General features: G+C 43.1%; 15 protein-coding genes and 1 pseudogene. 12 read left to right on the forward strand and 4 right to left on the reverse strand.

Features of this window, described 5'->3' with window-relative positions; all coding sequences use genetic code 11:
* Window positions 1-921 precede the first annotated feature (921 nt).
* The 6 genes from AC1DWN_RS13160 (at window position 922) to AC1DWN_RS13185 (ending at window position 9,420) form a co-directional block, all read left to right on the forward strand.
* Window positions 922-2,547, forward strand: coding sequence for an extracellular solute-binding protein (locus tag AC1DWN_RS13160; RefSeq protein ID WP_477559352.1), 1,626 nt, complete (start codon window positions 922-924; stop codon window positions 2,545-2,547).
* Between the two features lie 136 nt (window positions 2,548-2,683).
* On the forward strand, window positions 2,684-3,613 hold the full coding sequence (locus AC1DWN_RS13165) for an ABC transporter permease (RefSeq protein WP_477559364.1): 930 nt from the start codon (window positions 2,684-2,686) through the stop codon (window positions 3,611-3,613).
* Complete coding sequence (locus AC1DWN_RS13170; protein WP_477559353.1) at window positions 3,607-4,470, forward strand: carbohydrate ABC transporter permease; 864 nt, start codon at window positions 3,607-3,609, stop codon at window positions 4,468-4,470. Before AC1DWN_RS13165 ends, AC1DWN_RS13170 begins: the two co-directional genes overlap by 7 nt.
* 63 nt (window positions 4,471-4,533) lie before the next feature.
* On the forward strand, window positions 4,534-6,786 hold the full coding sequence (locus AC1DWN_RS13175; RefSeq protein WP_477559354.1) for a helix-turn-helix transcriptional regulator: 2,253 nt from the start codon (window positions 4,534-4,536) through the stop codon (window positions 6,784-6,786).
* A gap of 17 nt (window positions 6,787-6,803) precedes the next feature.
* Window positions 6,804-7,799: a zinc-dependent alcohol dehydrogenase gene (locus AC1DWN_RS13180; protein WP_477559355.1), complete on the forward strand. Its 996-nt coding sequence runs from the start codon at window positions 6,804-6,806 to the stop codon at window positions 7,797-7,799.
* Window positions 7,800-7,845: 46 nt separating this feature from the next.
* A complete protein-coding gene (locus tag AC1DWN_RS13185) occupies window positions 7,846-9,420 on the forward strand; it encodes an FAD-dependent oxidoreductase (protein WP_477559356.1) in 1,575 nt (524 codons plus the stop codon).
* Between the two features lie 310 nt (window positions 9,421-9,730).
* Here the strand turns inward: AC1DWN_RS13185 and AC1DWN_RS13190 are convergent, their stop codons facing one another.
* Complete coding sequence (locus tag AC1DWN_RS13190; protein WP_477559357.1) at window positions 9,731-10,630, reverse strand: immunoglobulin-like domain-containing protein; 900 nt, start codon at window positions 10,628-10,630, stop codon at window positions 9,731-9,733.
* A gap of 205 nt (window positions 10,631-10,835) precedes the next feature.
* Between AC1DWN_RS13190 and AC1DWN_RS13195 the strand changes: the two are divergent.
* Window positions 10,836-11,053: pseudogene (locus AC1DWN_RS13195) on the forward strand (alpha/beta hydrolase); the annotation flags it as partial.
* 102 nt (window positions 11,054-11,155) lie between these two features.
* Here AC1DWN_RS13195 and AC1DWN_RS13200 read toward each other — a convergent pair.
* From AC1DWN_RS13200 to AC1DWN_RS13210, 3 genes are read right to left on the reverse strand one after another with little or no spacing between them, the layout of a single operon-like run.
* Window positions 11,156-11,800: a metal-dependent hydrolase gene (locus tag AC1DWN_RS13200; RefSeq protein ID WP_477559358.1), complete on the reverse strand. Its 645-nt coding sequence runs from the start codon at window positions 11,798-11,800 to the stop codon at window positions 11,156-11,158.
* A gap of 50 nt (window positions 11,801-11,850) precedes the next feature.
* Window positions 11,851-12,012, reverse strand: a complete 162-nt coding sequence (locus AC1DWN_RS13205; RefSeq protein ID WP_477559359.1) for a hypothetical protein — start codon at window positions 12,010-12,012, stop codon at window positions 11,851-11,853.
* A 20-nt stretch (window positions 12,013-12,032) separates the two neighbouring features.
* Window positions 12,033-12,917: an AraC family transcriptional regulator gene (locus tag AC1DWN_RS13210; RefSeq protein WP_477559360.1), complete on the reverse strand. Its 885-nt coding sequence runs from the start codon at window positions 12,915-12,917 to the stop codon at window positions 12,033-12,035.
* 174 nt (window positions 12,918-13,091) lie between these two features.
* Here AC1DWN_RS13210 and AC1DWN_RS13215 point away from each other — a divergent pair, with 174 nt between their 5' ends.
* The 5 genes from AC1DWN_RS13215 to AC1DWN_RS13235 all read left to right on the forward strand — a co-directional run.
* Complete coding sequence (locus AC1DWN_RS13215) at window positions 13,092-15,749, forward strand: family 78 glycoside hydrolase catalytic domain (protein WP_477559365.1); 2,658 nt, start codon at window positions 13,092-13,094, stop codon at window positions 15,747-15,749.
* An 85-nt stretch (window positions 15,750-15,834) separates the two neighbouring features.
* The gene (locus tag AC1DWN_RS13220) at window positions 15,835-16,200 is read left to right on the forward strand and encodes an ArsR/SmtB family transcription factor (RefSeq protein ID WP_477559361.1); all 366 of its coding nucleotides are present in this window, start codon (window positions 15,835-15,837) and stop codon (window positions 16,198-16,200) included.
* A gap of 266 nt (window positions 16,201-16,466) precedes the next feature.
* On the forward strand, window positions 16,467-17,027 hold the full coding sequence (locus tag AC1DWN_RS13225; protein ID WP_477559362.1) for a glycerol-3-phosphate responsive antiterminator: 561 nt from the start codon (window positions 16,467-16,469) through the stop codon (window positions 17,025-17,027).
* Between the two features lie 43 nt (window positions 17,028-17,070).
* Window positions 17,071-18,558 carry a glycerol kinase GlpK gene (glpK, locus tag AC1DWN_RS13230; RefSeq protein ID WP_477559363.1) on the forward strand — a complete coding sequence of 496 codons (1,488 nt, stop codon included), beginning with the start codon at window positions 17,071-17,073 and terminating at the stop codon, window positions 18,556-18,558.
* Between the two features lie 240 nt (window positions 18,559-18,798).
* The coding region (locus tag AC1DWN_RS13235) for an FAD-dependent oxidoreductase (RefSeq protein WP_477559366.1) at window positions 18,799-19,277 on the forward strand (479 nt) is incomplete at its 3' end.

Raw genomic sequence — 19,277 nt, forward strand, 5'->3', positions numbered from 1 at the left:
TATTGGTCTTATTTCATACACATAAGTCACCGTTAGACTGGCGAGAGACAATAGAAATCATTTGCTTTATTGAGGCAGCCGAAGAAAGCAAGCGATTAGGTAAGGCAATCCAATTGTAAGGAACACCTCATTGTAAAGCTTTATTGTAAAGTTTTATTGTAAAGCCTCATTGTAAAAAGCAACTGAAAAGCATCTGCAACAGAGTCCAGTATATTGGGGCACTGTTTTTTTTGATCAGAGCAGCTGCATATCCAGGAACTATTTCATTTCTGTTCTTATGTGCGCTTCAGATTGTTCCACAATAGTAATGAGTTAGCTTAGCAGTGAAGTGAACTCACTAATTACTGAAGAAAACTTCACTATATTTAATGTACTTCGTCATTTTCTTGAATTAGTGAGGTAAAGCTCACTCGCCATGAAGAATAGTTCATGGCGAGTGAGAAAAAACTCACTAAATGAAAGGACAGTTCGTAGCGTCATTATATTTAATGAGGGAATATTCATTGTTAGTGAGGTTTGCCTCTGTTCATTTCCATGATGATTCTATTTTAAAGCATGGCATGAATGGAGCATGATTTCCAAAGTGCTTGGACGGCAACAGTCATTTACGCTTGTTACAGTGAATGATAGCAAGCAAATTGATAAAATCCACTTATTTTAATTAATGAGACAAGGCACGATTGAGGGTTTAATCAAAACAAGGAAATATCTATATAGCATTTTCCACCTATTTAGCAAATTCCACACCCGAAAAACGTTGACAATACAAGGTTTTTAGCCAAATGTTGATAAAAATCGATCGAAAATATATAGTAGATGAAAACGCTTTATTTACGAAGTGAGAGGTCCATCCTACAATTTGAATTGTCCGAACGAAAGCTTCGGTCGCAAGTAAACAACCATTTACGAGGGGGAAGTCAAATGTCAAGAAGGCTATTAAGTTTATTGCTCATTCTTATGTTAGCGGTTTCATTATTAGCTGCATGTGGATCGAACAATGAAGACGCAAAAGGCACAAACAAACCTAGTGATGCAACAAGTGCTCCAACGGCGGCTCCAACAGACACAGAAGTGAAAGAGAACGCTAACCAATATGGTGACACAGGCGGATTAACACTTCCATTGGTAGATAAGCCAACAACGATTACTTGGATGGTTGTTAGTCAAAACCCAGTTAACGACAAGCTGGTTGCTAAGGAAATCGAGAAGCGTACAGGCATTAAAGTAGAATTTCAAAATTACTCATCGGCTACTTACCAAGATAAGCTTCGTTTGGTTGTCGCGTCCGGTAAGCTTCCAGACATCTTCCACGGTCTCAAGCCGGCTGAGTTGAAGAAAATCGGTAAAGAAAAAGCAGTTGTTGCAATCAACGAGTATGTGGATATACTTCCAAACTTCAAAAAACTATATGTGGATGAAAATCCATGGGTAGCCAACTCATATGGTGATGAGAACAACAATCTCTTCGCTTGGCCGATCTACAACATGAATAGAGATGTTAACCACGGAATGATGTACAGAAAAGATATTTTCGAGAAAAACAACATTCCAGAGTGGACGAACACAGATGAGTTCTATGCGGCGCTGAAAAAATTAAAAGAGGTTTACCCAAATTCCTATCCGCTTGCTTCTAAAACAAAAGAAGTAATTTTTAAAAACCTGTCCTATGGTTGGGGTCTTGGCGGTGCAAGTTATCCAGTTTACTACTCCGAATCTGATAAAACATGGAAGTTTGCAGGTGTACAACCAGAGTTCAAAGAAATGCTTGATTTCTTGAAAAAGCTGTACAACGAAGGCTTACTTGATCCAGAGTTTATGACAGATACAGCTGATTCATGGACAGCTAAGATGACTTCAGACAAATCGTTCGTAACTTGGGATTGGATTGGCCGCCTAGATTTATTCTACAACCAAGTAAGCTCACAAAATCCAGAGTACAATCTGCGTTACGGTTACCCGATTGGACCCACAGGCAACAACATTACATTGCCAAAAATTGATGGAAACTTTGGTATTACAGTTTCTAACAACGAGAACAAAGAAGCTGCATTGAAATTGCTTGACTACCTAACAAGCCCATCGGGTGCTGAACTTATCACTCTTGGTGTTGAAGGTGTGAACTACAATTTTGACGCTAATGGCAAGCCTGTATATCCAGAGCTTACTGATGTGCCTCTTGTAGATATTAAAGTGTTAGAAGATCGTTATGGCATGTGGGTTGAAGGGATGTATCTTAACCCTGACAGACGATCTGTATATTACAACTACACAGAGAAAGAGCAAGAGGCTCAAGATAAAATAGTATCGGCTAATAAGTTCGAAGTACTTGATCCGGTACTAAATCTATCAGACGATGAAATTGCAATCATTGCAGAATTACAAACAGCGATTGAGAAATCAATGAATGAATTCAATGCAAAATATATCCTTAACAAAAAATATGGCGATAAAGAGTGGGAAGAATGGCTGCAATCAGCTGAGAAACTAGGCGCAAACAAATTTGCTGACGTGTATAACGAAGCTCAAAAACGCTTTGACGCTAAATAATAAAGATTAAAGAGGATGGTTTATGGCACGAGGGACTTTCATGTTCCGAGTGCCATTCATCATCATTAAGGAGGGAAGAGTCGTGCCAAATACTAACACCGAGAAGATACTGGCATCGAATCATACAAATAGAACAATCTTGTCACGAATTACCGCGACTTTAATACGGACACTGAAACATATGAGACGGGATAGACAGCTATTAATCCTCTTTCTTCCTTGTCTTATTTTTTATATTATTTTCCGATACGGGCCGCTGTACGGTTTAATTATTGCATTTAAGGATTATAGCGTATTCCAAGGGATTATGGGCAGTGATTGGGTCGGTCTCAAGCATTTCATAAAGTTTTTCTCTAGCGATGATTTCGTTTTGTTGTTCAAAAACACGCTGCTTCTTGGTTTTTATTCTTTAATATTCGGATTTCCGTTTCCAATCATTTTGGCCATTATGCTTAATGAAATCAGAGTGAAATGGTTTAAGAAATCAATTCAGACATTGACCTATTTGCCGGCATTTTTGTCTGTTGTAATTATAAGCAGTATGGTCATCGATTTTCTATCACCAAGCGGAGGCATGATTAACAAGCTGATCGAATTTCTTGGGTTTGAGAAAATTTACTTTTTAATTATGCCGGAATGGTTCCGTACCATTTATGTCGTGTCGGATATTTGGTCAACAGTTGGTTATGAGGCGATTATTTATTTGGCTGCAATTGCTGGTATTAGTCCGACATTATATGAAGCGGCAAGGGTTGATGGAAGTACTAGACTGAAGAGCATTTGGCATATAACGATTCCAAGTATGATGCCGACGATTCTTATCCTGTTTATTTTGAAGACAGGCTCAATGATTCGTATTGGATACGAAAAAGTATTGCTTCTGTACACTCCAACTACTTACGAAGTGGCTGATGTTTTCTCCACATATGTATATAGAAAAGGGTTGCTCGAAACCAACTATAGCTATGCTGCGGCTGTGGGCATGTTTGAAGCACTAATCGCTATGGTTATGCTGTTGTCGGCAAACTACATTAGCAGAAAGGCTGGAGGTAGAGGGCTATGGTAGGAGAATCAAAGTTAAACCTATTTGGGCTGCTCAACGCGCTCATATTGGGCTGTGTTGCAATTGCCACAGTCTATCCGATTGTTTATATATTCGCCATATCGTTAAGTGATACAGCATATGTCGTACAAGGTAAAATAACATTGTTTCCAAAGGGCATCAACCTGGATGCTTATGTGGAGGTTTTGAAGGATAAAAGGATACCGAGAGCCTATTTGAATACGATCTACTATACAGCACTAGGCACATTCATTAATTTGTTAGTTACAGCAATAGCTGCTTACCCATTGTCCAAGCCAGATTTCATTTGGCGGAAATATTTTATGTTTGGTATTGTGCTGACGATGTTCCTGAATCCAGGTATCATCCCGAACTATCTAATCGTGCAGCAGCTAGGTCTTACGGATTCAGTATGGGCGCTCGTTATCCCTAATGCGATCTGGACGATGGAACTCATTATTTTAAAAAGCTTCTATGAAAGTATGTCTTCACAAATTCGAGAAGCGGCTCTTATTGACGGTGCTTCTGAATTTCGTATTTTGTTTAACATCGTTATCCCGCTTTCTAAACCGGCTCTTGCGTCTATCGGTCTGTTTTACTTCATGGGACATTGGAACAGCTTCTTTATCCCGATGATTTATTTGACTGACTCGAGTCTTTATCCGCTTCAGGTCGTATTGCGAGATATGCTTATCTTCAATGACGGTAGCAGTGCTGGCCTTGTTGATGCCGCAGCCTTAGCGCCTCAGGCGAAGAAAAATGCAACGATCGTCTTAGCGATGCTGCCAGTTTTATTAATCTATCCATTTGTTCAAAAATATTTTGCAAAGGGTGTAATGCTAGGTTCAGAGAAGGGCTGATAGGAGTTCTTTCATGTATAATTAATTGGATGCACATTATAAACAGAGGAGGATGGCGGCAACTTGAAACGTTACATCACGAATTTGGGGCTCATACAAATTTTTTGTGCGTTGCTCCTAGTCATCGGCATTATGTCTGTATCCAATTATTTTGTATATAAAAACTCAATTTCAGGCATCTATGAAAAAGTAGCCCAAAACAACACGCTTGCCGTAAAATCAATGATTCAGTCGTTCGATAACAGCTTTAGATCCATTAATAACATCATGCACTCCATACATGGACTGCCGTACGACAGTCTGATATCTGAGGAAGATGGGCTCATTGATATGAGCAAGGTCTACACGATGCAGGATGGTATTTCATCACTTGTTGCTTCGGTCGATTTTATTGAGGAAGTAATTGTGTTCTATGACGATCTGGATCTTGCAATTACTTCATCGGGAACGAGCAGTCTAACCCATTTGTTGCAAAAAAAATATAAACATAACCTATACAACGAGGATTATTGGAGGTCGTATACGAGATCGAAAAATTCGTTTAGAGTTTTCCCTGGACAATATTTCAAAGTAACAACAGATACGTTGAAGCAAACCAATAAGAAGCTTTTGATCGCTGTTGGTGGAAATAAAGTACGCATATCTAATAAAAATATTATGGTTCTAATCGACGAGACGGCCCTATTAAAGTATGTGAACCAGAAGCTGATGCTGCCGGGTGCTTCATTAATTGTGCTCGATCAGGATCGACGTGTCATTTTAAGTACAGATTCCAAGACAGATCTGTCTGGGGTATTGGATGAGGTTTATTTCAATTCATCTCAAGAGGCGTCCTTAACGCGAGAAAATTTTAAGTATAACATCTACAAGTCGGAATTTAATGGTTTCGTTTATATCGATAAAGCGCCTTTTCAATTTCAAAATATTGATTCCGTGACGAAAGTAAATAAGATGATTATGGTTTCCGCTATTATTAGTGCGATCCTTCTGTCTGTATTGCTCAGTGTTTACTTAAACAGACCAGTCAAAAAAATTATTCGTCAGCTTGGCGGCGGCAATAGCCGAGGGAATGATTTTCGTAAAATTTTCAGTGGTATTGTGAAGATGCAGATGGAGATTGAGTCGTCGAAAAAGCTGTTGGAGTATGTCGAAACAGAAGCTCGCCGCAGCGTGTTTTTGCAAGCGTTGGATGAGTATGATCATTCTGATGAGCATGAGTTACAGATGCAAAGCTACTGCTCGGATATATTGCGAAGTAAGCATTTTGTGCTCCTGATGGTGCATTTGAATAAAAAGGATGACGAGCAGCAGACAGCTTTGTCGGTAGAGAAGATTACTGAGATTATCCATGCCGCTTTGCTGAAGGATAATAAAAATGTAAACGTGTTCTATGATAAAAACTTACAGTTTATTTCACTTGTCGGCATTCAACAACCATCTGAACGTGAAGTATTGCTAAAGAGCTTGCGATTGTTATTCAAGAGCTTGGAACAAGGTGAACTTCTCGGTTATTCCCTATGGGCAAGTGTCAGTAAGGTGTGTGCTGCAGAATTCGTGAACTGTAAGCTTGCTTACCGAAATGTTAAGAATGGCATGCTTTATAGAACGGTAAATGATACATCTAGTGTATTAGATGTCGAGAAAATTCATTATGAATGGAGTATATATTTCCCTTTCGAGAAAATTGAAAAGCTATCCAATTACATTAAAAATGGGAAGCTGAAGGAAGGGAAGGATATCATTTCAGAGACGTTAATGGAAAATGCTGATCGAAATATACATCATCATCAGATGGCACATATCGCGAAAACGATGTTCTTTTATATGTTGAGGCATGCAAGAAGCTCAGCAAACGATGACAATACTTTGTATCAGCTGGAGCAGCAATTTTTACGAAAGCTAGATAAAGCGTATGAATACGCAGACGTCGAGAGTGCTCTTGTAGAGGTAGCGAAGCATATTGCCAAACATAGTAAGCAAGAGCAGATAAACAAGCTAAATCCAGGATTCATTTCACAGTATATCGAGCTGCACTACATGGAAAATTTATATTTGGATCATATAGCCGAGGTAGTAGAAACATCGCCGAAATATTTTTCGAGCTATTTTAAAAAGACTTTTGGCGTTAATTATGTTGAGTATCTCAATAAAGTGAGACTATCACACGCAAGGGAACTATTGAAGGATTCTCACTTATCAATCGGTGAAATCGGTGAAAAAACAGGCTATTTGAATTCATCTACGTTCACTACGACGTTCAAAAAATACTATGGCATTTCTCCGAGTGAATTCAAAAAACAAAACATGAATGAATAGAATGGCGGGGGATTAGGATGAAAACAATCGCTACACAAAGTGGAGAAATTATCATCACTGAGAATGATAAACCGGAGCTCTTGTATGGGCATGTAATGATTAGAACTGAGTTTTCGGCTATTAGTCCGGGTACGGAAATGATCTTTGTTAAAAAAGCATCTGATCAGTCTGTCAGACTAGGCTATAGTGCTGTTGGTATTGTGGAGCAAGTGGGGGAAGGCATTAACGGAATTCAAGCGGGGCAGCGCGTTGCCTGCTACGGCGCACCGTATGTGAATCATTCGGAATGGTTGGCGGTGCCAGCTAACTTGGTTGCAGTTGTGCCGGATCATGTTGATCCCGAAGAAGCTGCCTTTGCCGGTCTTGGCGCGATAGCTATCCATGCTCTTCGCATCGCTGATTTGCGTTTTGGGGAGTCAGCAGTTGTTGTAGGCCTCGGTATTTTGGGAAATGTAATGACACAAATTGCTCATGCTGCAGCATATAGAACGGTAGGTCTTGATTTGAAAAGCGATCGAGTTGCTATGCTGCAAGAGAGTGGTTTCTCACATATGTATCATAATCAAGAGGAAATGGAAGAGCATATGGCGGAAGCTGTTGGTAGCTATGGAGCAGATGCCGTGCTGCATTGTGCGAGCGGGCTAGGTGAGCACTTGATTAATAGCTCGCTTAATTGGATCCGTGATCGCGGAAAAATTGTTATTGTCGGTGATTTAACGACTGGATTTTCTAGAAATCTTATGTTCAGCAAGGAAGCTCAGGTGCTAATTTCGCGTGCGGGCGGTCCTGGTCGTTATGACTCGCAATATGAGAGAGAGAATCGTGATTACCCAATTGGGCATGTACGATGGACGGAAGGCAGAAATATAGAGGAATATATTCGTTTATTAGCGGATAGACGTATTTCTATCAAAAAGCTCATTACTCATGTTTATTCTATAGATAACGCTGCTGAAGCTTATGAAAATTATAAGAATCCTACAGATACAATAGCGACACTTATCAAATATTAGGATGGAGATACATACAATCGATATTCGAGTAAAGGAGGCTTGTGCTGTGATTGGACATATGTACGCGGATATTATCATTATCGGAGGCAGCACTGGAGGGGTTTCCGCTGCTTTAGCTGCTGCGAAAGCGGGAAAACGAGTTATTCTTACAGAGGAGACAGATTGGATCGGCGGTCAATTGACCAGTCAAGCTGTTCCGCCTGATGAGCATGAGTGGATTGAGCAGTTCGGTTGTACTGCCAGCTATCGCGAGTTCCGTAATCGGGTCAGGGAGTATTACAAGCAGCATTTCCTTGTTCTTCCGTCTGCTCGCGGTAAAGTTCAATTTAATCCAGGAAATGCGATCGTCAGCAGCATTTCCCATGAGCCTAGAGCCGCATTGGCGGTGCTGCGAGATATGCTGGCTCCGTATATTCATAATGGCCGCTTGAAGGTGTTGGATTCATATAAGCTTGAAAGCGCAGAGGCACATGGAGATCACGTTATCTCTGCGACGGTACGACATGTGAATAGTGGCGATTCTATCGTAATAACAGGAGCTTATTTTCTGGATGCTACTGATGAGGGCGATCTGTTGCCTATGGCAAAGGTAGAATACGTAACAGGCGCAGAATCGATTGCTCAGACTGGCGAGCCGCACGCGCTCCCAGGTGCTCCCGATCCTACTGATATGCAGGCGATTACTTGGTGCTTCGCGGTCGATCATATGGATGGTGAAGACTTCACGATTAGCAAGCCTGCGCAATATGATTTCTGGAATAGCTATCGTGCGGATTTCTGGCCGGATAAGCAGCTTAGCTGGACGGGACTTGTTCCGCATACGCTAGAACCTGCACATTATAGCTTTTTTCCAGATGGAAAATCCTTCTCACTGTGGAAATATAGAAGATTGATAGACCATACACAATTTGCAGCTGGATCCTTTGATAGCGATATTACGGTTGTTAATTGGCCGCAGAATGATTACTGGCTGGGACCTATAATCGATGTATCTGAAGAGGAAAGAGCTAGACATTTGAACAGCGCTCGCGAGCTGAGCTTATCGCTGCTGTACTGGATGCAGACCGAGGCACCGCGTCCGGATGGCAAGCTCGGATACCCCGGCTTGCGGCTTCGTTCCGATGTGACGGGGACAGTAGATGGTTTGGCTAAAATGCCTTATATACGCGAATCTCGCAGAATCAAAGCTGAATTCACGATTTTGGAGCAGCATCTTAGTCCTGAATGTCGGGAGGATGGAAAGGCGCTTCGATATGAAGACTCGGTCGGAATTGGCTGCTATCGCATTGATTTGCATCCAAGCACCGCCTTGCGTACTTACGTTGATGTATCATCCTTGCCATTCCATATTCCTTTAGGCAGTCTAATTCCGATTAGGATGGATAATATGCTGGCAGCTTGCAAAAATATCGGGACTACTCATATAACGAATGGCTGTTACCGGCTTCATCCTGTTGAATGGAATATCGGTGAATCAGCTGGATATTTAGCAGCATACTGCATCGAAAACCATATAACGCCGCGTGATGTGCGTAACAACAGTGATCATTTGGCTGCGTTTCAGCAGCAGCTAATTGCTTCAGGCATCGAGCTCGATTGGCCTGCTACACATTCTGTTTAGCCGACGAGGGGTCGGTGAATTGGACCGAAATCCAGCGCCCAAACCAGACCAAAAACCAGACCGAAAACCAGACCCAAAACCAGCTTAAGCTTCAAAATTGAGCTTACAGCCGGGAAAATAACCCATAAATGAGCTGTAAGCTTCATAATCGGTCTTACAGCCTCCAATTCATCGTTGTGACTAGAGAATTGCGATCTGTAAGGCCAAAAACCGATCTTACAGCTTGAAAACTAACAAAAAAAGAAGCTGTAAGCACTAATATCGATCTTACAGCTTCAGCGAAAGCGGCTAGCTGCTCATCTTTCCCTGCCTACTCCAGCTCAAAATCTGCAGCTAATTTAACAGTTAAATTGGTCATATATCCGCTTATTTCCTTCACGAGACGATATTGACCAGGCGGCAGTTTGGCGGGAAATACAACCCGTTCCTCATAGGTTCCTCCCGGTTCAAGATGTATCCCGATAGACTCCACGCCGCGTTCATCGGGAACTGCTTTCCARCCATCAGCTTCCTTTCGATAGAGCGTATAGTCCTTTCCAAAATATAAATTAGTCGGCCCCGCATTGTATAGATAAAGCTTAGTTCCTTCTGAGTTTGCAGCTGGCGTATCTATCGTTAGTTTGGCGTTAAGCTCAGATGATGGCACGTAAAGCGGGCTTAATAGCGTGTCTTCCACAGCCCCCTCAGCTGAGAGAATTTCTATACTTATCAAATAGTTAACGTTAGGATCTAAGGGCAGCTTAACTGAGTAATCTGCACGTCCATATACGGGATCTCCTGTCTCCGCAATGTATTCAGATAGCAGTTCGGCTCTCTTGCCATCGGCTGTTCGGCTAGTTAACTGAAAGCGGACGGTACGATCTTCAGGCACCAGACTAAGTGCAGCTCCCACCGAACTTCCACCCTCATTCTCTCCCCCTGATATCGAAGCAATCAAATTGAATCCATTCTCGTCAACAAACCATCGCCCTGTTCTAGGTCTGTAATCATTGGCTGCTCTAAGTGCAGCATCATGCAATAACATATCCGAATTTTTTCGAATAGCTGGATTTCCTATTGTATCGGTTAGTTGTGCGATTTTGGGATCGATTGTAAAGGGTTGCGTAGGTTTTGGTGGTATTTCGCTCATTTCATATCCCGAATCGTCTCTATTGCATGCACTCAATATAAGCACAACCATAAGAGCAGCCATCAATAAAGTTTTACGCATAATCAAACACCTCCCAATTAACAGACGTAGTTTGAAAAGTAATAGTTACAGGATTATCCGGGCTGCAAGTTGTTTAATTTCTTCTTCAAAAGTGTATTAATGCATGAAAAGAATATCTACAAACCCATAATACAACTAGTGTTTGAGTGTTTGAGTGTTTGAGTGTTTAAAGTGTTTGAGGGAACTATCAGGCACTTTGCGAACGACAAAAGGTCTTCCACCCGCCTTAATCATTACAGGCGAGGCTGACGTTTTACGAGACGAAGGAGAAGCTTATGCGAATAAATTTCGTGAGGTGGTGTGAACGTTATGTCTGTCCGCTTTCAAGGAATCATCCATGACTTTGTCATGTTAAATGATTTGTCCGAGACAGCTGCAGCTCGCGGTGCGATCTCGCTTACCAATACATGGCTTCGTGCATAACACTAACAATTAGAGAAGGCACCCGATCTGCCCCTTTACAAGGGTTTGGATAGGGTGCCTTTTGAACGATACCTATATGACGCGTTAAGTAAAAAAATACGGCTATAAACGAATCTTTAATGACTTCCTCACAAGTGGATAAAGCCATTTCACGCCGCTTGGTGTGAGCGTATCGGCAACGAGATGAGAGGCGTATCCAAGCATGGAGACTATCGCAATTCCCTCTAATTGCAGCTGCTGTTCGAGGCCCCAACCGATCGCGCCCCATATTGGAATAGCCCAAATGGTATGCGTCATGCCGCGGTGGTTCAGCCAAGGGACGACAGCGACAAAAAGTCCAAATCCCATAAGCCAATTCATCTGATGCAAGTAGCCAGCGTACATGAGTGCGGCTCCCACAGCACTGACGAGCGCGTTGCGAATGACGCCTTCTTTTGCAATTAGGCCTAGTAGAAAGACTGCACCTGCAGCGCCAATGTATAAAGGAGAAGGGGACTTCTCTGTAAAATAATAATAACCAATCAACGCTGCCAGAATAACACCTGACCAAAGCGTAAATTCGCGAATAAGCTTGGATAGTTTACCTAGCTTGCTGCTGAGCATACTGTTGCCGTCGAGATCAGCTGTTAACGCTGAGAAACCTGCAATGGCGACATAAGTCGCTGCTTCCTTCATATCGTTCGTGTAATAAACGGCTGCAAATGCCCCGATAGTCATTCCGATAGCTAAATGTGTTTTACCTGTCATAATTCCTCCTATGTCTGACCATGAACCTCTTTGAAAGTAACGGAAACAGCTTACAGCTGTTCTTTATTAACCTGTTCGTTTCGTACCATTTGCTCAAGCTTCTCTACCAAATGGTCATGTGACGGATCTTTTCGACCGAATCGAAACAACCGCCTCCGGTTCTGTTTTTTTAGCAGTTGAAGCAAGTAAAGCTTTTCCTTCAATGTAAGCAAGGGTTATCATGGCCTCCATTCTATTTAGGGCTAGTCGCTKTCACCGCTTCCTTGCGGTAAAAGCTTGGTGTCATTCCTGTACATCGCTTGAATACGGTGTTAAAAGAGTGAATATCTTTATAGCCGACCATTTCAGCAATCGTGCTGATTTTGAACTGCGAGCTGCGCAGCAGCTCTTGGCTTTTTTGAATACGCATATTTTGTAGGTAACGATTGAAGCTCTGACCGGTGTGCTGGTGAAATAATCGCTGAAGATGGCGCTCACTCCAACGGCTGACCTGTGCAAGCAGGGTAAGGGTAAGCTCCTGATCATAATGATTGTCCATATAATGTAAAAGATCAATAAAAGCGGCTTGCTTAGGAGCAGGCAATGGAGCTGCTTGATCCGCAGAGCGTTGAAGGACGATCAAAAGCTGAAGCAGCAGGGCGTACAAGTAATCGGTAGAGCCAACTTGCCTTAGCTTATATTCGAGATGCATCGTTAAAAAGAGCTTGTCGAACTGATCATTCGAATCGTGACAAGAGAAATAGGAAAGCCTGCCGCTTTCCATCTCATTCATAAACTGTACTAGTCTGAAATCAGAAGTGAACGCTGTCATTTTATGCAGCAGGAGCGGAGAAAAGACGCAATTATATACATGTAATGGATGTTCAGCTTTGTTTGTAGAACTCGGCCGAAATACATGTGAATGGCCGATTGGAATGAAGAAAAGTTGGCCTTTCTGCACTTTATGCACGTCATCCTCGATATGATGAAAGCCGGATCCTTCTGCGATATACGCACATTCAAAGAAATCATGGTTATGAAAAGGACTTGAAAAGTCCTCTGTAGCGCGATTGACATAAAGCAGTAAGTCTTTTTGGAAAAAGTACTCCCCACGCAACGTATTAATTGTACGATTCATCCCACACACTCCTGACGGGATTTGTAATCCTGCACAAATGTCTGTATTGCCGACTATTGCTGTCCGCTTTACCTACAAGATATTTTATACACTTTCTTATAATTATAGAGGTAAACATAGTAACAAGGGAAGTGAACAGTTGGAAAAAACGCTTTTTAATAGGAGGAATGGATGATGTTTAAGGTAGTTGAATTGCGATGTGAGTATCAGAATAACCCAATAGGAATTGGAGTAACAAGGCCGCGAATTAGTTGGCAGCTGCACTCGGATGAGAGGGCGACCAGCCAGTCAAGCTATCAAATTGAGATAGCGAGTGAGGGATCTTTTGCTGCTGTTATCTGGGAATCGGGTGAGGTGGCTTCAAGTCAGTCCGTTCATGTCGAACTGGATTCATTTATTGCGGAATCCTGCAAACGTTATTATTACCGGGTACGTGTTCGAAATCAGAGTGGGGCGCTTTCTGAATGGTCTGAAACCGCCTTTTGGGAAATGGGGATTTTGACCTCCAGTGAATGGATTGGAGATTGGATTAGTGCACCATTGCAGTTGTTGCCTGTAACTTCAGAAACGAACCCAATGTTGCGAAAACAATTCGTTCTCAAAGGAACGGTAAAGGAAGCTCGCTTATATGCGACAGCGTTGGGACTCTATGAGCTGGAGCTAAATGGGGAGCGAGTAGGAGACCGCTACTTTACACCAGGCTGGACGAGCTATAGCCATACGCTTCAGACGCAAACCTATGATATTACGAAATTTTTGCAAGCTGGTGAAAATGTGGTTGGCAGTTTGCTCGGTAATGGTTGGTATAAAGGCAATTTAGCTTGGAGCGATAATAAATGCATTTACGGAGATCGACTTGCTTTGCTTGTACAAATGCATATTGAATATGAAGATGGTGGGTTTGAAACGATCGTCTCAGATGAGACTTGGAAGGCTGCATTAAGTCCGATTCTAATGTCGGAACTCTATCATGGGGAAACGTATGATGCACGCTTGGAAAAGCGTGGCTGGAGTACGGCACTCTATGATGATAAAGACTGGGTCCCTGCTCAAGCGATAGACCAGAGTAAGGATATATTAAAGCCGCAAATCAATGAACCCGTTCGTAAGAAAGAGCACTTAAAGCCGGTAGCATTAATAACAACGCCAAAAGGTGAAACCGTCATTGATTTTGGGCAAAATATGGTGGGGTGGGTTCAATTCTCCGTGCAAGGTGACGCGGGAACAGAAGTGACACTGCTTCATGCCGAGGTACTGGATCAAGAAGGTAATTTCTATATAGATAATCTTCGAAGTGCCAAACAAGCGATAAAGTACGTGCTCAAGGGCGATGATAAGGAGACGTTTGAACCGAGATTCACGTTCCAAGGCTTTCGTTACGTGCAGGTTATCGGATTCCAGGAGCCGTTAACGTTGAGTGATTTTACAGGAATTGTACTGCACTCTGATATGGCGGAAACGGGTACGTTTGAGTGCTCCGATCCACTTGTTAATCAGCTGCAGCATAATATTAAATGGGGACTGAAGGGGAATTTTCTAGATGTGCCAACGGATTGTCCGCAGCGTGATGAGCGGCTAGGCTGGACGGGTGATGCACAAATGTTCATCCAGACGGCATCTTACCTATCGAATGTCGCTCCTTTTTTCACAAAATGGCTGCGCGATGTAGAGTCAGATCAAAGAGAAGATGGAGGGGTTCCATTCGTTATTCCGCATGTATTGGGTGAGAAGGACCATTCTTCTGCTGCGTGGGGCGATGCTGCTGTTATTTGTCCTTGGACGCTATATGTTTGCTATGGCGACAAGCGTATTTTGGAAGAGCAATATGAAAGCATGAAGGCTTGGGTTTCGTATATTAGAAGCCAAGGAGACAATGAGTTTCTATGGAATACCGGTTTTCATTTCGGTGATTGGTTGGGGCTTGACGCTAAGTCTGGTGATTACGTTGGGGCAACGGATCGGGATTTTATCGCTACTGCTTTCTACGCCTATTCCGTATCCATAATGGAGAAAACAGCTGCTGTACTGAACAAGCAAGAGGATGCCGAAGCATATGGTGAGCTCTTTAAAAAGGTCCGTTCTGCGTTTCAAGAGGAATTTGTAACGGCTTCCGGCAGACTTGCAGTACCTACACAGACCAGTCATGTTCTGGCGTTAATGTTTGGTTTACTAGACAGCACAGCCGAGAAGCGGGCTGCTCTTAAGCTGCATGAGCTGATAGAGCAAAGCCAATTCCACTTAACGACAGGCTTTGTCGGTACGCCTTATTTGAATCATGTGCTCTCTCAAAATGGCCTTAACGATGATGCCTATAAGCTGTTATTGCAGCAAACTTATCCTTCCTGGTTGTATCCAGTGACGAAGGGCGCGACGACGATTTGGGAGCATTGGGACGGTATTAAAGAAGATGGCAGCTTCTGGGATGTGAATATGAATTCATTTAATCATTATGCCTATGGAGCTATCGGTGATTGGATGTATAGGACGGTAGCGGGCATTCAAACGGTTGAAGAAGCGCCGGGCTACAAGCAAATATTGATTGCTCCACAGCTTGGCGAAGGTCTTACTTGGGCGGAGGGCCAGCTAGAGACATTGTACGGAATGGTTAGCTCCAAATGGATAAAGTCCGAGAATGGAACGATGTCTCTAGCAGTGACAGTCCCGCCTAATACGACTGCGGAGATTCATCTGCCAGGAGCAGCTGCTTCCTCTGAAGTTACTGAGAGCGGAGTCGCATTAAATGAGATCGAAGGCCTTACTGGGTTAGTGGCAAAAATAAACGGGGATATTAAGCTTACGATTGGATCAGGTAGCTATCACTTTACTTATTAAAAGCAGGAGACTCTGCGCTATTTCACCACCTTACTTGAAACATGTTATAATGTGCTTCAGGACATAAAGGGTTGGTGGGATGGATATGGATAATCAGGTTATGGCTGCTTGTGATGATACTTGCATAGGCACGGAAGCTGATATAACAGGTGTGAAAAGTAAGTTGATCGGTGAAACAACCGCAGTCCAATTGGCTGATCTATTCAAAGCGCTTGGAGATCCGACACGTGTGAAAATAATTCATGCCCTTCAGCTGTCAGAGCTTTGTGTTCATGATTTGACACAGGTGCTTGGCATGGGGCAGTCGGCCGTATCCCATCAACTGCGATTGCTGCGGAATATGCGCATTGTGAAGCGTCGGAAGGTCGGCAAGACTGTATTTTATTCACTTGACGATGACCATGTAGAGCAAGTTTTCATGCTGACACTTCAGCATTTAAAACATGAGTGAGAACTAAATAAATGAATGAATAATGGCTGTCCCGATTGGTATATAACCAGGGACGGTCCTTTTTTTTGAGTAATGAGTAGGAACAATTTCATTTAGTATGATTTATTAATCACTTTAGTCATATAATCCCAAGTGAGTTTTTTCTTGATTTTTAGTAAAAAAAACGTATACTTTTGATGAGTTTAAGGAAACGACATCGGGTGATTCGTTCATTCGTTTAGCTGTTCTGTAGGGTAAGTGTCATAATATGCTCGGAGGTGGCTGAATTGCCGTTATTGCTCGATGGTCAAAATGTTTTGCCTGCTGTGCGCGAGCTTAAGGATGTGGAGAAGGTTCTTGCTTCACCTTTTTCCTATATGGTATTGCTCGGAGGGCATTTGGGACAATTAAAAAGCATTGTCGATTTAGCGAGTCAGCATGGGAAGAAGGTTCTTCTGCATGCGGACCTGATTGATGGTTTAAAAAATGATGAATATGCCACCGAATTTTTATGTCAAACTATCCGTCCTGCTGGAATTATCTCAACTCGTGGAAGTGTTATAGGCAGAACGAAGAAAAATGGACTTATTGCGATACAGCKCTTATTTCTGATCGATTCCGATGCTTTGGAAAGAAGCTATACGATGCTTGATAAAATGAGACCTGACTATATTGAAGTATTGCCAGGCGTCATGCCGGACATTATTCGCGAAGTAAAGGAACGAAGCGGTATTCCTATTATAGCTGGAGGACTTATTCGCACTCAAGAACATGTCAGACATGCACTCGAAGCAGGTGCATCCGCTATAACGACCTCACGGAAGGAATTATGGCAGACAACTTTATAGCGATGTTGCGCTTAAGACACTTAAGGAGGAACAGGAAGAAGCCATGGACACTTTTATATTAGCGATTGATCAAGGAACAACAAGCACGAGAGCGTTGCTTTTTAATAGAACTGGAAAAATTATTAGTATGGCGCTTGAGGAGCTGCCGCTGGATTACCCGCATGCAGGATGGGTGGAAGCGGATGCTCTTTTCATATGGGAGTCGACGAAAAGGGTTATGACGGAGGTTTTGAAGAAAGCCGGAATAACAGCTGAGCAAATCGCCGGTATCGGTATAACCAATCAACGCGAAACAACGGTAGTATGGGATAAATTAACTGGTGAGCCGATTCATCCGGCTATTGTTTGGCAGTCCAGGCAAACAGCGGACATTTGCGATCAGCTCAAAGCGGATGGACATGGGCCTTTGTTCCATACTCGAACTGGACTGCTCATTGATGCTTACTTTTCTGGAACAAAGGTGAACTGGCTGCTTGATCATGTCGATGGTGCAAGAGAGCGGGCGGAGCGGGGCGAGCTGCTGTTCGGAACAATTGATACGTGGCTAATATGGAAGCTGACTTCCGGTCTTGTACATGTGACTGACGTTTCTAATGCTTCAAGGACGCTTATGTTTAATATCCACGAGCGTCAGTGGGATGACGAGCTATTGCGTATTTTGAGTATTCCGAAGGCGATGCTGCCAGAGGTTCGCTCATCCTCTGAAGTGTATGGACACATCGATGCTTCCTTGCTGGGATGTCCGATTCCTGTAGCTGGAGCAGCGGGTGATCAGCAAGCAGCGCTCTTCGGACAGAATGCATTCCAAGAAGGCAGTACCAAAAATACGTACGGTACAGGTTGTTTCATGCTAATGAATACGGGTACGAAAGCCATAAATTCTACCCGTGGACTTCTTACGACTGTAGCTTGGGAAATTGACGGCAAAATGGAATACGCACTCGAAGGCAGCGTTTTCGTTGCAGGCGCTGCGATTCAATGGCTGCGTGACGGGCTTGAACTGATTGAATCTGCCTCAGAGACGGAAACATTAGCCTCTGAAGTTGAGTCATCGGAAGGTGTTTATGTCGTGCCTGCGTTTGTCGGACTTGGAACACCTTATTGGAACAGTGATGTACGAGGCGCGGTATTTGGACTCACGAGAGGAACGACCAAGGCACATTTTGTTCGTGCTGTGTTGGAATCATTAGCTTACCAGTCCAAGGACGTATTGTCCGTCATGATGGAGGAATCAGGATTGCCGCTGCGTTCATTGTCTGTAGACGGCGGTGCGGTCATTAACAATCTTTTGATGCAATTTCAGAGTGACTTGCTCGGTGTACCTGTTGAGAGGCCTGTCATCAATGAGTCAACCGCGCTTGGCGCAGCATTCCTTGCAGGATTGGCTGTGGGTTACTGGGAAAGTAGAGATGAACTCTCTAAGATTAGAAAGGTAGATCAAGTATTTCTGCCGACAATGGATGATGAGAAGCGACAGGAGCTTTATTCCGGTTGGCATCGTGCAGTCAAAGCGGCGATGGCTTTTTCATGATCTATATGTTATACTGCGAATAAGTTAATAACGGTCGGAGACTTGGAGAAACCACGAAGACCGCTTCTAAATCCCAATTTGGGATGGAAGCGGTTTACGTGGCTTTTTTTATGCTGATCGGGGTAAATAGGAGTAAGAAAGAGTATAGGACAAAACACTAGAGTATGGACCATATAGGGGGATATTATAATGACTTCAAAAGATAAGAAACTAACGTTCGGAGCAGAAAGTCGCGCACAGATGATTGCCAAGATGGAGCAGGCGCCTATCGATTTGCTTGTTATTGGCGGTGGCATAACAGGTGCAGGTATTGCGCTTGATGCCGCTGTTCGCGGATTGAAGGTTGCAGTAGTAGAAATGCAGGATTTTGCTGCGGGTACGTCAAGCCGTTCTACGAAGCTTGTACACGGGGGGTTGCGTTATTTGAAGCAGCTCGAAATCGGAGTAGTAGCCGAAGTAGGCAAGGAGCGGGCGATTGTATATGAGAATGGGCCACATGTCACGACGCCGGAATGGATGCTGCTTCCACTGTATAAAGGGGGAACCTTTGGCAAGTTCTCAACCTCGATTGGATTGCGAGTATACGATTTTTTGGCAGGGGTAAGGAAGCATGAACGACGCAGAATGTTGAGCACAATTGAAACGAGGTTCATGGAGCCGCTGTTGAAGCATGAAGGCTTGAAGGGCGGGGGTTATTATGTTGAATATCGAACTGATGA

This window comes from Paenibacillus sp. P4_A7 (genome assembly GCF_056402455.1).